Raw genomic sequence first — 14089 nt, forward strand, 5'->3', positions numbered from 1 at the left:
TAGCGGAATGGCTGGACGCCAAGCCTTGCCCCCAGGGGCAACGTCAACAGGTGTGCAGGGAATAACCGCGCTGGAAAACGGTTGGTGACCGGTGAGCCGGCGCGGCCGGGGAATCCGGCCGGGCTATTCGGGAAGCAGTTCCGCGGCGCGGTCGGCGACCTCTTGATGCAGGGCGTCGCGCACGGCCCGTACGGCGGGATGGGTGATCGCTTCCCGCCGCACGGCCAGCGTGATCGGCAGTCGGATGTCGACCTCATCGGGCAGCAGCCGCCGCAACTGGGCCCGATGGGCGAGGAAGGCGGGCAGCACGCCGATACCGGCCCCCAGGCGGGTGGCTTCGACCTGAGCGAAGACGTTCGTGGAGGAGAACGCGGGGGTGACTCCCGGCAGATGGCGTTCGATATCCAGGTCGCCGACCTGGAGCATCGACTCGATGTAGAAGATCAGCGCGTGTTCCCGCAGGTCGGCCAGGGCCTCGGGCGATCCGCACCGGGCAAGGTACTCGTCGCTGGCGTACAGCCCCAGCGCGTAGTCGGTGAGGTGTTCGGTGACCAGACGGCTCCCCGGCGTCCGGCCGATGGCCAGGGCGAGATCGAAGCCCGACGGGTGCAGGGTCAACTGCCGGGTGGCCGTGATCAGCTCGGCCTGCAGCCCGGGATGGCGTCGGCGCACCCGGGCCAGGGCGGGCGTGGCGAAGACGGTGCCGAAGCCGTCCGGGGCGTTCACCCGCACGGTGCCGTGCAGCGACGGCGCGTCCTGGCCGGACACCGCGTCGACGACGCGGGCCAGGGCGTCCTCGATCGCGCGTGCGTTCTCCGAAACGGCCTTACCGGCGTCCGTCAGGGCCCAGCCCTCGGAGCCGCGCTCCATCAGCCGCAGACCGAGGCTCTTCTCCAGCGCGGTGATGCGGCGGGACACGGTGGTGTGGTCCACGCCGAGTGCGTCGGCCGCGGCCACCAGACGTCCCGTACGGGCGACCGCGAGCAGGTAGCGAAGATCGTCCGCGCGGAGCCTGCGCGGATCGAGCCTGCCGCGGTCCGCCCGCGGAGGCGGGGCCGGATCCTCGGCGGCCGGGCGGGAAGCGGAGTGCACGGGACCCAAGGTATCTGCATTTCTGCACATCGCATCTGCACCATTGGCGATTGAACGCAGAACCTCGCGGGCGGCACAGTCGAACAGCCCCGGCCGGAGCACCCAGCCCCCTTCCTCCCACCGTTGAGAGGTTCTCCATGGTCGCCAGTCTGTCCCTGCCGCGGATCATGCATGTCGGCCGCGGAGCCGCCGATGAGCTGGGCGACGTCATCACGAGCCTGGGGCTGAGCCGCCCGCTCCTGGTGACGGACGCGTTCCTGGCCGGGACGGGCGCGGCGGAACACCTGAAGACAACGCTGCAGAAGGCCGGACTGCACCCGCGACTGTTCTCCGACACCGTGCCCGACCCGACGACCGACTCGCTGGCCTCGGGCCTGAAGGCGTTGCACGACCACCGGGCGGATTCGGTGATCGGCTTCGGTGGCGGCAGCCCGATGGACACCGCCAAGGCACTCGCCCTGCTCGGCGTCCAGGGCGGTCACATGCGCGACTACAAGGCCCCGCGGGTGAACCTCGGCCCGGCGCTCCCGGTGATCGCGGTCCCCACCACCGCCGGCAGCGGATCGGAAGCGACCCAGTTCACCATCATCACCGACAGCGCCACGGACGAGAAGATGCTCTGCACGGGCCCGGCGTTCCTGCCGCTCGCCGCCGTGGTCGACGCCGAACTGACCATGTCGATGCCGCCCCGGCTGACCGCCGACACCGGCATCGACGCCCTCACCCACGCCGTCGAGGCATATGTGAGCCGCAAGGCCAACCCGTTCTCCGACAGCCTCGCCCTCACCGCGATCGGCACCATCGGCCGCCAGCTCCGCCGCGCCTACGCCGACGGCGGCAACACCGAGGCCCGCGAGGCCATGATGCTCGCCGCGACCCAGGCCGGTATCGCGTTCTCGAACTCCAGCGTCGCCCTCGTGCACGGCATGAGCCGCCCCATCGGCGCCCACTTCCACATCGCCCACGGCCTGTCGAACGCCATGCTCTTCCCCAGCGTGACCGCCTTCTCCGTCCACGCGGCGCCCGACCGGTACGCCGACTGCGCCCGCGCCCTGGGAGCCGCGACCACCGCGGACGGCGACACCGCGGCCGCCAACAAGTTGGTCGACGCACTCGGCGGCCTGTGCCGTGACCTGGCCGTACCCACGCCCCGCGACTACGGCATCGACCAGGACGCGTGGAACCGCCTGACGCCCCTCATGGCCGAGCAGGCCCTCGCTTCCGGCTCCCCCGCCAACAACCCCGTCGTACCCACCGCCGAGGAGATCGAAGAACTCTACTCCCGGATCTACGCCTGATTCCCCGCCACCTCGAGGAGCCGCGATGACCACGACAGCAAACGCCCCCGCACACATCGACCACTACATCGACGGCCGTCTCGACGACCGCGGCGCCCAGCGCCGCGGTGAGGTGTACCACCCCGCCACCGGCCAGGTGACCGGCCGCGTCGCACTGGGAACGGCCGCAGACGTGGACGCCGCCGTCCGGGCCGCCGCCGACGCGTTCGAGACCTGGTCCGTCACCCCATCACACGTCCCCGCCCGCGTCCTGTTCCGGTTCCGGGACCTGGTGGAACGCGAGACGGATCGCCTGGCCGCGATCATCACGGCCGAGCACGGCAAGGTGCTCGACGATGCCAAGGGCGGATCGTCCGTGGGCTCGAAGTCGTCGAATTCGCCTGCGGCATCCCCCAGCAGATGAAGGGCGAGTTCTCCGAGAACGTCGCCCGCGCGGTGGACGGACGCGGTATCCCTCCGCCAGCCGCTCGGGGTGGTCGCCGGCATTTCGCCGTTCAACTCGATCCTCGCGCACGAAGACGTCGAGGCGGTCAGCTTCGTCCGCTCGGCTCCCATCGCCAGGTACGTCCACAAGACGGCTTCCGCCAACGGCGCGCGGGTCCAGGCACTCGGCGGCGCCAAGAACCACATGGTCGTCATGCGACACGGCGGGCTGAGAACGGTGGACCTCACTCGGCCCTGTCTCGCGAATAGTGCGCGGAACGAGAACGCTGGAGGAACTCACATAGCGACACCGTCTCTTGGCTGGGTCCTCCATCCAGCTCAGCCAGGGTCTTGGTGAGTGGAGCGGGCTCGTCCGGCGGATCATGGGCCGAGCCAGGGCCGGACCGAGGCGAGGGCCGGCCAGTGCCCTAATCGTGTTGACCGCCCCCGGCAGGCAGTGCTGGAGTCGGCACGTGGACAGCATCCCCGCCAACCGGCGGCTCTGGAACCAGATCAGCAGCGCCTACCAGCACGAGCACGACCCGCGAATCGGCGCCACACCCCGGCTGTGGGGCATGTACTCCATCCCCGACGCGCACCTGCACGCCCTGGGCGACGTCACCAGCAAGCGCGTCCTCGAACTCGGCTGCGGCGCCGGCCAGTGGTCCAGGGCGCTCGCCGCCGAGGGCGCCACCGTGGTCGGGCTCGACCTGTCCGAAGCCCAACTCGCCGCAGCGGCCCGCGCGATGGGTGCGGCCCGCTATCCGCTGGTGCAAGGCGCCGCCGAACAACTCCCCTTCGCCGCCGACAGCTTCGACCTGGTGTTCTGCGACTTCGGTGGGCTCAGCTGGGCGCCCCCGCACCTGGCCGTCCCGGAGGCCGCACGCGTCCTGGGCCGAGGCGGGCGCCTGGTGTTCAACGTCGCCAGCCCATGGTTCGAAGCTTGCTACGACGAAGCCGCCGGCCGCGTGACCACGACGCTGCAGAAGGACTACTTCGGGCTGAACACCATCGCCGAGGACGACGGCGCGACCAGCTATCAGCTCACCTACGGCGACTGGGTCAAGGTCCTGCGAGGCGCGGGTCTCATCATCGACGACCTCATCGAGCCACGGCCCGAACTCGGAACACTCAACGGCTACAACGAAACCGACCCACCCGACTGGGCACACCGCTGGCCGGCGGAACTGCTCTGGGTAACCCACAAACCGTAAGTTCCGCCGCGCCGAGACGTGAAGGCATCCCCTCGCCGGGTTATCGGGTCTGAGGCTGTTGACCTGGGTGTCGCCGGGTGCTGGGGCCGGCGTTGTTCTCTCCGGCTCCGTATCCGGAAGTCATGCGGCACCTGGCGGAGGGACTGCGGTGCCAGGGGCTGTCCCACAACTGCTGGAAGAGCGGACCTCGAAGGGGATCGGCGATTGAGGAACGATCGTTCTTGACTGATCGTTCCTCAACTGCCTACTGTGGCGGTCATGGGCAGGCCAAGAGCATTCGACGAGGACGAAGCGGTACGTGCCGCCGTGGGTCTGTTCGGCGGACGCTCGTATGACGGTGTGTCCGTTGACGATCTCGTCAGCCACCTCGGCGTGCACCGCAACAGCCTGTACAAGACGTTCGGCAGCAAGCGCGGGCTCTACCTGATCGCCCTGCGCCGCCACCTGGCCGACGACGTCCGCCCTTTGCTCGACGCGCTCGCCGACGCACCGGATGCCGGGGCCGCACTGCGGCTCGTCACATCGGCCGACCTCGGCCTGCTGCTGCTCGCGGCGGTCGAACGCGCACCGGTCGACGAGGAGGTCGCCTCCGAAGTGACGGCCGCTTTGGCCGCCGTGGACCAGGCGATCGCCCACGCGCTCGGCGTTCCCGCCGACCTGGCCGCCGCGCTCACCGCCGCCGCACTGGGCCTCCTCCTGCGCGGCAACTCCGACGGCGCCACCACCGCGCTGATCCAACGCCTCGCCCCTCTCACCTGAAAAGGGAACCGACATGGCACTCGTTCGCATCGACGGCGACGACCTCGTCGTCGTGATCGAGGCCTCAACAAGCTCTGGGCCTTCAAGAGCAGCCTGACCATCCCGCTGGCCAACGTCCGTGGCGCGACCGCCGACCCGGGCATCGCCACCGAACCCAAGGGAATCCGCGCGCCGGCGGCCCGCGTCCCCGGTGTGATCACCGCGGGAACATTCCATCAGGACGGCGAGAAGATCTTCTGGGACGTCAGGGATCCGTCGAAGGCCGTCGTGGTCGAACTCGCCGACGAGCAGTACGCACGCCTGATTCTCCAGGTTGACGACCCCCGCGCGACTGTCGCCCTGGTCGAGAACGCCCTTGTCCGAAGGGAGGTAGGCCAATGTTTCGCCACTTGGCAGCGGCTTTGATGGCACTGGCCGTCGTCACCGCCACTCCGGCCGAGGCGACGCCCGGTCTCGTGCCTGCCGCCGACCGCGAGGTCGTCTTCACGGCCGACGGCACGACCGCGTACGGCACCCTGCACGTTCCCGAGCATCGTGCCGGGCAACGGCTGCGGGCGGCACTGCTGCTGCCCGGCAGCGGACCCACCGACCGCGACGGCAACCAACCGCCCGGGTCCGCACCGCACACCCTGGCACAGTTGGCCGACGCGCTCGACAGGGACGGAATCGCCACGCTGCGGTTCGACAAGTACGGCACCGGGCGCACCGGACTCGGCGCCTACCGGGACCGCCCGGAAGAACTCGCCTACCCGGCATTCGTCCGCCAGGCACGGGCCGCCTACGAGTCGTTGCGCGATCAGCCGGAGACCGATCCGAGTGCGCTGCTGGTCGTTGGACACAGCGAGGGCGCGATGACGGGACTGCTGCTGGGCGGCACCGTCCGCCCGCGCCCGGCCGGCCTGGCGCTTCTGCAACCGCAGGCGATCCGCCTGCTGGACCTGGTCGCGCTCCAGCTCAAAGCCCAGATCGCCGAAGCGACCCGGCAGGGCCAGTTCACACCGGAGCAGCAACGCGCTGTCAACGCGGCCATCGACGCCGCCGTCACTTCCCTGCGCGAACACCGACCGGTCGACACCACCGGCCTGCCCCCGCGATCGCCCAGCTCTTCGAGGCGTTCCACGGCCCGAGCGCCCGGTTCGTGGAAAGCGACGACGCCGTCTGCCCACCGGACACCGCCGCCGCACTCCGGCCGGGGACCAACGTGCTGCTGACGTGCGGCACGAACGACGCCCAGGTCCCTTGTGTCACAACGACCGCCCTGATGACCGCCCTGCATCACGCGCATGCTGGTGGACCGGGCCGCGTGGCGCTGCCGGGAGTGGACCATCTGCTGCACAACGCCGACCACCCGCACACGCTCGCGCCGCCCGTACTCGACGCCCTGCGCCGGTTCGCTCGACACTGACGCCGGCCGAGGACGTCCCCCGACTTCCAGTGCTCTGACCGCACAGGCTCGCCGGATCCGGTCAGGCTGCGCCGGCGAGGGGGCGGCCGCCCCAGCGAATTGCCTGACCAAGACCGCGGCTGCCGGGCACGGTTCATGGTCCGGGACCGGGACGGGAAGTTCCCCGTCCTCTTCGATGCCGTCCTCAAGGACGCAGGGATCGAAGTCGTCCTCAGCGGCATCCAGACGCCCAGAATGAACTCGATCGTGGAAAGCCGGCCCGGCGGGCCACCGTTACGGGTGGGTCGACGCCCTGGGCCGCGAAGACCTCTCGTGCGGCCTTCAGGACGCGTTCGCGGTGGCGGCGGGCGTCGGCGCGCAGGTCCGCGGAAGGCTTACGGCCGTTCCCAGGGGCGCCGCCGAGGCGGGATCGTCCGCGTTATGAGAGATCCCATCAGGCGTGTTTCTCACTTGCCGGCCAAGTGGATGGTGCCGCCCGCTGACGTGGTTAGCGTGAACGAACCAAGCCTATCGGCCTCCAGTCCGAGGAGAATCATGCACGACCTGTCTCGTCTGTCCGGTACCACGGCGCTGGTTACGGGGGCGTCGGGTGGTATAGGCGCCGAATTCGCCGCCAGGCTCGCCCAGCGTGGTGCTGACCTCGTCCTCGTGGCCCGATCGGGCGACAAACTGGAGGCGCTCGCCTCGTCCCTGCGCTCCGCACACGGAGTGCGCGTGCTGACGGAGAAGCTGGACCTGTCCGAGCCCGAGGCGCCTCGGGCAATGTTCGAGTGGACCGTCGAGCACGGGCTGGAGGTCGGTTTCCTCGTGAACAACGCAGGCGGCGGTGTCGGCGGGGCAGCGGCGAAAGCCGATCCGGCGGTCGTCGCAGCGATGGTGAACCTGAACGGGCAAGCCGTGGTGGAGAACACGATCCGCTTCCTGCCGGGTATGGTCTCCCGTGGCCGCGGAACAATCGTGAACGTCACGAGCGCTTCCGCGTTCATGCCCACGCCCTACCTGGCCGCCTACGGCGGGAGCAAGGCGATGGCGCAGTCATTCACACTGGCGGTCGGTGCCGAGGTCGCCGACGCGGGCGTCCGGGTGCTGGCGGTCTCTCCCGGGGTGACCGTCACAGGGCAGAAGTCCGAGGACATCCTGCCCGCGATGGCGAGACTGGGTGGGCTGCGGCAGCCGGAGCACGTCGTCACCACCGCTTTCCGCGCACTGGACTCGCGCAAGGCGTCGGTGGTCGACGGCCGCCGCAACGCGCTGTTCGCTCGACTGGTCCAACGCCTGCCGCATCGGACGACCCGCGCGCTGGGACGCCGGCTGGCAGCGAGGCTCACCGGCTTTTGACCGACGGGGCACGCGCCGATCACTACCGCTCGCCCTCGTGACTACGACGACGCCGCGGCCACGCCCGCCCTGCACGACCGCGCCCGCCCCGCACGACCGCGCCCGCCCTGCACGACCGCGCCTGCTACACCGGCGGCCGCGCCGCCCACCCTGGGCGGGCATTCTCTGTCAGGCGGCGGGTCATGAGGTTGATCATCGCGAGGTGAACCATGGCTTCGGGGTGGTGGGGGTGGGTTTCGTAGTCGCGGGCCATGCGACGGTGGTTCATCAGCCGGCCCAGCGTTCTCTCGACGGCCCATCGCCTCGGCAGGACGGTGAATCCTCTGGTGGCGGGGTCGCGGCGGACGATGTGCATGTCGATGCCGAGGGCCGCGGCGTGCTCGACGAGGTGCCGGCGGCAGCCGCCGCCGACCTTTCCGATCGGTCCGGACTACCACTTGGGGTGGGGTCAGACCCAGTCGGGGACGTGCCCTTCGGCGTAGCGGGCGCCGAAGCCGCCGGTCGGGAGGATCTCGTGGATCGCGGCGAGATCGGCATCGGTGAGGGCGACGTCGGCGGCGTGGGCGTTCTCCCGCACGCGGGCGGCGCTACGGGTGCCGGGGATCGGGACGATGTGCTCGCCTTGGGCGAGCAGCCAGGCCAGGGCGAGCCGGGAGGCGGTGATGCCCTTGGCGGCGGCCGGCTTGCCGAGTCGGCCCACGGCTTCGATGTTCTTCTCGAAGTTGCCAGGCTGCCAGCGCGGGTCGGTGTTGCGCATGTCGGTGGCGTCGTACTGGCCGGCGGGCTTGGCGGTGCCGGTGATGAAGCCGCGGCCGAGCGGTGAGTAGGCGACGAAGCCGACGCCGAGCTCCTGCAGAGTCGGGAAGAGCCGCTCGACGTCGCGCTCGAAGAGCGAGTACTCGGTCTGCAGAACCGAGACCGGCTGGACGGCGTGCGCGCGGCGGATGGTCCGCGGGCCCGCTTCGCTGAGGCCGAAGTACTTGACCTTGCCCGCGTCGATGAGGTCCTTGACGGTGCCGGCGACGTCCTCGATCGCGACGGGCGAGTTAATCGGCCTCGGGCATCCGATCGCCGCATCCACACCGTATGGGAGATCCTGAACGCTACGGGCATCGATCCGGCCCCACGCCGCGCCGAGGGGCGCGCCTGGTCCTCGGCAGACAGGCGGGGCTGAGTGCAGCGACGCGGACGCGTGCTTACATGTCCGCGTTTGGTCGATATGCACTAAGGTTTCGAAAGTCGCCGCAGCTTACCCATAAGCCAGGTAAAATGATGGACCATGGCGAAAGAAGGTCGATCGGCGACACGCGCGGCCGCTGTGCATCAGAGGCTGAGGGACGACATCCTAGGGGGACGGTTCCGCCCTGGTGAACGTCTGAAGTTCCAGCAGATTTGTGAGGATTACAAAACCTCGGTAGGTGCCGCGCGCGAGGCACTGACCCGACTGACATCAGAGGGATTCGTCCGCTCGCAGCCCAATCTTGGCTACATGGTGACACCGCTGTCCCTCGAAGATCTCGAGGATCTCACGGCTGCACGCGTGGAGCTGGAGTGCATGGCTCTGCGCATGTCGATCGAGAAGGGTGACCGGCAGTGGGAGGCCAACGCGGTCGCCGCACATCACCTGCTTGCCCGGACCCCCTTCACCTCACCTGAACAGCCCAGCCGCCCGACGGACGAGTGGGCGCGAGTTCACACCGAGTTCCATTTCGCCCTGATCGCAGGGTGCCCGAACCGACGCATTCTGCAGATGGCCCGGAGTCTTCGCGAGGAGGCGGGCCTGTACCAGCTGTGGTCGGTTTCCTTCCAGCGGAAGCCGGACCGCGACGGTGCGGCCGAACACCGGGCACTCCTCGAGGCGTGCGTCGACCGGGATGCCGAGCGCGCCGCACTCCTGCTCCGCGAGCACCTCCAGCACACGGCACGCCTGCTGCAAGCAGACGGCCTTCACGAGCTGCACGCCGGAAGCTGATCGCAGAGGTCGACAGGCCACTACCGGAACGGATTGCCGGCCCTCGCCCTTCAGGGCCACCTCGGAGTGGATCGCCGTGGGTCGGTGATCGCGCTCGTGTGGTCATGATGCGAGGGCGGGGTTGTGCAGGTGAGTGCTGTTGGAAGACACCGTCGCCGACATCGGCCCGCCGGGTAACGTCGAAGTGCATGCCGTGAATGGCTCCACTGAGCAAACCCAGTACGACGAGGTTGTCCTCGAACCCCTGATCGCCCGCTCGACGGTGTTGCGCTTCTTGTACCGCTCCTCGTTGGGTGCGGTCCGCGCGCCGTCCACCCGTGTTCAATCAGGGAGCGGGCGGCGGCGGCCGTCGGCGCTCAGGTGGAGCTTGCTCGTGAGCCCGCCGCGCGAGCGGCCCAGGCCCTCATCTCCCATACCACCTCCGGTCGGCCTCCTCCTGAGAGAGGGAGACCGAGCTGAGGAACCGCTGGTCAGACCGTCGGCGCGACCTCGGTCATGAAGGTCTCCAACATCCCGATGAGCTCCTTGACAGAGCGAAAGACTGGCTTCACGTCGATCACGCTGGCCCCGGCGTCGCGATACTCCTGGCACCGTGCGGCGATCTCGTCCGGTGTGCCGACGAGGTTGCGAACCGGCAAGTGGTCGCCGAAGGAGTCCTCCAGGGTCCCCCGGCAGGCCGCCCGTGCTGCCGCCGCAGTGTCATCCATGCGCCAGAACACGTTGAGCACACACTCGGGCGGTCGGTAGCCCAATTCGGCGAGCGACGCCAGGCCGCCGACGACCTCAGCAGGGGTGGCGTGGTTGGGCAGCCATGAGTAGCCGCCCCGGGCGGTGCGTCGCAACGCGGCCGGCGTGTTGCCGGCGATCAGGATCGGAGGCCCCCCGGCCTGTGCGGGCTTGGGGAATACGTCAATCCCGTTGAACCGGATCAACTCCCCGTCGTAGGAAGCGGTGTCGTCGGTCCAGATGCGCCTGAGCGCCGCGAGTTGCTCGTCGGCGAGTCGGCCACGGCTTGTTACGTCCACTCCGAGCGCAGCCATCTCCACAGCGGCGTTGCGCGAGAGCGTTTCGAGGACCTGCGGGTCGCGGTCGGTTCCGGACAGGCCAACACCGACCCCCACGACCATCCGCCCGCCGGAGAGCTGGTCGAGCGTCGCGACCTGTTTGGCCGCGAGGATGGTCTCGCGCGCCGGCAGCAGCATGACGCTGGTCATCAGCCGGATCGTGGACGTGGTCCCGGCCACGTAGCCGAACGTGGTGAGCTGCTCGAACACGGTTCGACGGTCACTTCGGCCTTCGTCGTCCTCAGCACCGCAGCCGAGCCACATGCCATCAAAGACGATGTGGTCGTGCATCGACACGGCCCAGAACCCGAGTTCCTCGGCAGCCTGGGCGACATCGCGAATCGCCGCAGTGTCCCCGACGCGGTTGGACTGTGGTAGCGCCACTGAGAATTTCACGGTTGCATCCTCCAAGTCGTGGATGGGCTGTGGTGACGAAAATCGTTCAGTTCTGCTGCAGCCAGGGCGGAGTCATGCCGCTCGAACGCAGCACGTGGTCACGGGACCGCTCCGCGTCGGCCCGGAGACGGGCGAGGTCGACCCCGACAAGCTTCCCGGCCCGCTTGCGGATCTCACCGCGGACGATCACGGTGTCGACATTCGCCGTGTCGGCACTGGTCACAACGGTGGCGACGGGGTCGACCAATGGCATCGTGTTTATGTCGTCCGCCCGGATCAGGACGATGTCCGCGTCCTTGCCAGGAGCCAGGGTCCCGATGCGATCGGCGAGCCCGCAGGCCTGGGCACCAGCGAGGGTTGCGAAGCCGAGCACGTCCGCATGGGTGAGTGTCGGCGCGAACGCGACATCAACGTCGTCCCCGAACGAGGAGATACGGCCTTGAGCGAGTGCGGTCCGCATCTGGGTGAACATGTCGCCGGGAACCGAGGTGGCGACGTCGATGCTCAGCGACGGCGTCACCCCTTGTGCCAGCATTCGTGTGATCGGTGGATGGCCGTGCCCCATCAGCATCTCGACGTACGGAGCGACCGAGGCAGAACCACCGGTGCGTTTGATCATTGCGAGCTCGTCGTCGGTACTGGTGTTGGCGTGGACGTAGGTGGTGTCCGCGCCGAGCAACCCTATGCGGTCGAGTTCGGCGATCGCCTGCCCGTGCACCCCCGTGATCCGCATCCCGACGTGGACGGAGATCCTGGCTTCCAGCTCGCGAGCGAGCCGCCAGTCGTGCACGCACACGTCGGGGCGGCTCACTCCTGGCCCGCGGACGGCAAGGGCGAAGGTGAGGAGGTCGTCCTCCGATGAAAAGTACTGCTCGCGGACACGGCGGGCGTCCGCTGGGTGGCCGAGTTCGCTGTAGGCCCACCATTCGCCACCCGCCGGCGTCCCATGGGCGTACATCGCACGGATACCGGCTGCGCGCAACGCTGCGATGCCGGCGTCCGCGTGCTCGGGCGTGTTGTTGCAATGCGACCAGTCAACGATCGTGGTGATGCCCGCGTTGAGGGCCTCGAGCGCGCCGAGCAGGTTCCCGGTGTGGACGTCCTCGGGGCGGTAAGCGGGGCCGATGGCACCGATCACCTGGGCGAGGTAACCGTCCAGCGTGCACGCCGGCAGTACGCCGCGCAGCACGGTCTCCCACATGTGCCGATGAGTATCGACGAACCCCGGGACGACTACGGTTCCGGCGGCGTCGAGAGTTTCCGCGTCTGTCACGGGCAGGTCCGGACCGATCTGAGCGATCTTCCCGTTCTCGACGAGTACGTCAGCACGGGGTAGATCACCCAGTGCAGGGTCGAGGGTCAGGACGAATCCGTTCTTGAGCAACAACCTTGACGGCATTGTTCAGCCTCCGTTGTTTGGTGTGCAGATGGGCAACGGGTCCCGGCGTTGGCCGATCGACGCTGAAGGGAGGTTCTGACAGCCGGCCGATGGCGAAGGACCGTACGGAACGTTCAAGGTTTCTGGGGCAGCGGAACCGGTCGGCCGTGCGCCCCTTGCTCAACTGTCGTGTACGCATCGGCGGCCCACTCCAGCGGATGAGTCGCAATGACCGGGTGAGCGCGCCGCCGACCGCGTCCACCGCCGCGGTCGCACCCTCCGCACCCGCTGCCCGGGTGAGTTGGTGTCATCACGAAGCTCTCCCGCCGTCGGGGTGACAGGCCGTTCTGCCACAGCTAAATTTGTTTATAATCGCTCACTAGTAGCATGTCAATGCTACTTTCGAAAATGACACCGCGGCGAGCACACCGGGGCTCAACCCGCGCGATCAATGTCTACGGCTGGAGTAACTGAGAACGCGTCCGGCACAGTTCCTGACCCACGAGTGTGGTCATGGCCTGCTGCGTGTCCTGGCCGCCGTCACGGGTGACGTACACCACGGCGGTCCGGGTCCCGTCTCGGGTGGCGCCGCCCCAGGTGACGTAGCCGAGAAGCTCGCCCCGGTGGCCGAAGTAGCTGCCGCCACAGGGCAACGGGATCTCGGCCAGACCGAGCCCGTACCTCACGCCCAGCCCGGGCGCGGGCATGGTGGTCGTCATCTCGTCGAGCTGCGCCGGAGCCAGCAGACGGCCGCCGAGCAGCGCGGCGTAGAACCGGTTCAGGTCGTGCGCGGTGCTGATGATCGAGCCGGAGCCGACGGCCATAGTCGAATTCAGCTCCGTGACGTCGATGCTGATGTCGGTGCCGAACGCGGCGTAGCCCTGGGCGTGCGGACCCAGGATGGACGGGAAGACGCCGGGCGTACTGGTGTCCCTCAGATCCAGGGGGCGGATGATCCGGTCCTTCACCTCCCGTGCCCAGCTCCGGCCGGTGACCTTGTGGATGATCATCGCGGCGAGAATGTAATTGGTGTTGGAGTAGGACCAGCCGGCGCCCAGGGCGAACTTGGGAGAGTGCCGCATCGCCAGACCCACCAGCTCCTCGGGGGTGTACGTGCGAAACCGCTCGGCCCGATAGCCGTCCGCACTGTTCAACGCGGGTATCTCCGGCCCGACATCAGGGATGCCGCTGGTGTGCTGCAGAAGCTGCCGCACGGTGATCTGGCCGCCGTCGATGCCGCTGCCCCGGACCACTCCCGGCAGCCACCGCTCGACGGTGTCCTCCAGGGACATTCGCCCCTCGCCGACGAGTTGCAGCACAACCGTGGCGGTGAAGGTCTTGGTGGCACTGCCGATCCGGAACCTGCCGTCCCGCGGCATCGGCCTCCCTGTGTGCATCGCGGCCGTCCCGGCGTACGCGCTGTCGCGTGCGTCCGGTGACATCACCTCGGCGTGCACACCGACCGCCCCTGTGTCGTGGATCGCCTCCACCTGCCGTTGGAGCGGATCGGCCGGCCGCGGCTTCGCCGCCGCATTGGGTGCGGTCGATGCGGCGAGGACGGCTGTAGCCAGGCTGGTCAGGACGACCATGCCTCGCCGACGCCTTCTTAACCCATGCATGACGACCCCTTCTCTGTTCAGGTTGCACGCCTTCAGGGACCGCTCAGGCTGTGGCCCGCGACTGTGTCGCCCCCGGAGCCGACGGTCCGCAACCATCCCACCAGCAGAGGGGGGATCGCCCCACCCGGCTT

At 68.8% G+C, this 14089-nt stretch carries 11 protein-coding genes and 4 pseudogenes; 9 read left to right on the top strand and 6 right to left on the bottom strand.

What is annotated here, in order from left to right; translation table 11 throughout:
* Positions 1-123: 123 nt before the first annotated feature.
* Positions 124-1092, bottom strand: coding sequence for a LysR family transcriptional regulator (locus tag NP777_RS37585; protein WP_256654675.1), 969 nt, complete (start codon positions 1090-1092; stop codon positions 124-126).
* Between the two features lie 137 nt (positions 1093-1229).
* Between NP777_RS37585 and NP777_RS37590 the strand changes: the two genes are divergently transcribed.
* The 8 genes and pseudogenes from NP777_RS37590 (at position 1230) to NP777_RS37635 (ending at position 7529) form a co-directional block, all read left to right on the top strand.
* Positions 1230-2390 carry an iron-containing alcohol dehydrogenase gene (locus NP777_RS37590; RefSeq protein ID WP_256654676.1) on the top strand — a complete coding sequence of 387 codons (1161 nt, stop codon included), beginning with the start codon at positions 1230-1232 and terminating at the stop codon, positions 2388-2390.
* A gap of 25 nt (positions 2391-2415) precedes the next feature.
* Positions 2416-2793 carry an aldehyde dehydrogenase family protein gene (locus tag NP777_RS48280; protein ID WP_256654677.1) on the top strand — a complete coding sequence of 126 codons (378 nt, stop codon included), beginning with the start codon at positions 2416-2418 and terminating at the stop codon, positions 2791-2793.
* Positions 2794-2862: 69 nt separating this feature from the next.
* A complete protein-coding gene (locus tag NP777_RS48285; RefSeq protein WP_256654678.1) occupies positions 2863-3171 on the top strand; it encodes an aldehyde dehydrogenase family protein in 309 nt (102 codons plus the stop codon).
* A 115-nt stretch (positions 3172-3286) separates the two neighbouring features.
* Positions 3287-4027: a class I SAM-dependent methyltransferase gene (locus NP777_RS37605; RefSeq protein WP_256654679.1), complete on the top strand. Its 741-nt coding sequence runs from the start codon at positions 3287-3289 to the stop codon at positions 4025-4027.
* Positions 4028-4285: 258 nt separating this feature from the next.
* Positions 4286-4786 (top strand): TetR/AcrR family transcriptional regulator, encoded by a 501-nt coding sequence (locus NP777_RS37610; protein WP_256654680.1) that lies wholly within the window; start codon positions 4286-4288, stop codon positions 4784-4786.
* 13 nt (positions 4787-4799) lie between these two features.
* Positions 4800-5191: pseudogene (locus NP777_RS37615) on the top strand (hypothetical protein).
* Positions 5164-6191: pseudogene (locus tag NP777_RS37620) on the top strand (alpha/beta hydrolase family protein). Before NP777_RS37615 ends, NP777_RS37620 begins: the two co-directional pseudogenes overlap by 28 nt.
* Before the next feature lie 534 nt (positions 6192-6725).
* Positions 6726-7529 carry an SDR family NAD(P)-dependent oxidoreductase gene (locus NP777_RS37635; protein ID WP_256654683.1) on the top strand — a complete coding sequence of 268 codons (804 nt, stop codon included), beginning with the start codon at positions 6726-6728 and terminating at the stop codon, positions 7527-7529.
* Between the two features lie 124 nt (positions 7530-7653).
* Here NP777_RS37635 and NP777_RS37640 read toward each other — a convergent pair.
* Positions 7654-7941: pseudogene (locus NP777_RS37640) on the bottom strand (IS5 family transposase); the annotation flags it as partial.
* A 36-nt stretch (positions 7942-7977) separates the two neighbouring features.
* Positions 7978-8580 (bottom strand): annotated as a pseudogene (locus NP777_RS37645) (aldo/keto reductase); the annotation flags it as partial.
* A 228-nt stretch (positions 8581-8808) separates the two neighbouring features.
* Between NP777_RS37645 and NP777_RS37650 the strand changes: the two are divergent.
* Positions 8809-9501 carry a GntR family transcriptional regulator gene (locus tag NP777_RS37650; protein WP_256654684.1) on the top strand — a complete coding sequence of 231 codons (693 nt, stop codon included), beginning with the start codon at positions 8809-8811 and terminating at the stop codon, positions 9499-9501.
* A gap of 470 nt (positions 9502-9971) precedes the next feature.
* On the opposite strand, the gene NP777_RS37660 is transcribed toward NP777_RS37650, so the two are convergent.
* From NP777_RS37660 to NP777_RS37670, 3 genes are all read right to left on the bottom strand, one after another.
* Positions 9972-10961 carry a TIGR03619 family F420-dependent LLM class oxidoreductase gene (locus tag NP777_RS37660; RefSeq protein WP_256654685.1) on the bottom strand — a complete coding sequence of 330 codons (990 nt, stop codon included), beginning with the start codon at positions 10959-10961 and terminating at the stop codon, positions 9972-9974.
* Between the two features lie 46 nt (positions 10962-11007).
* Positions 11008-12348: an amidohydrolase family protein gene (locus NP777_RS37665; protein ID WP_256654686.1), complete on the bottom strand. Its 1341-nt coding sequence runs from the start codon at positions 12346-12348 to the stop codon at positions 11008-11010.
* Between the two features lie 446 nt (positions 12349-12794).
* Positions 12795-13928: a serine hydrolase domain-containing protein gene (locus NP777_RS37670; protein ID WP_256654687.1), complete on the bottom strand. Its 1134-nt coding sequence runs from the start codon at positions 13926-13928 to the stop codon at positions 12795-12797.
* Positions 13929-14089 lie beyond the last annotated feature (161 nt).

Origin of the sequence: Streptomyces rugosispiralis, assembly GCF_024505145.1 — a bacterium.
GTDB classification, from domain to species: domain Bacteria; phylum Actinomycetota; class Actinomycetes; order Streptomycetales; family Streptomycetaceae; genus Streptomyces; species Streptomyces rugosispiralis.

Coding starts and splice junctions, on each gene's coding strand:
- NP777_RS37590 (WP_256654676.1), top strand. CDS start 1,230: ATGGTCGCCAGTCTGTCCCTGCCGCGGATCATGCATGTCGGCCGCGGA.
- NP777_RS48280 (WP_256654677.1), top strand. CDS start 2,416: ATGACCACGACAGCAAACGCCCCCGCACACATCGACCACTACATCGAC.
- NP777_RS37610 (WP_256654680.1), top strand. CDS start 4,286: ATGGGCAGGCCAAGAGCATTCGACGAGGACGAAGCGGTACGTGCCGCC.
- NP777_RS37635 (WP_256654683.1), top strand. CDS start 6,726: ATGCACGACCTGTCTCGTCTGTCCGGTACCACGGCGCTGGTTACGGGG.
- NP777_RS37650 (WP_256654684.1), top strand. CDS start 8,809: ATGGCGAAAGAAGGTCGATCGGCGACACGCGCGGCCGCTGTGCATCAG.
- NP777_RS37670 (WP_256654687.1), bottom strand. CDS start 13,928: ATGGTCGTCCTGACCAGCCTGGCTACAGCCGTCCTCGCCGCATCGACC.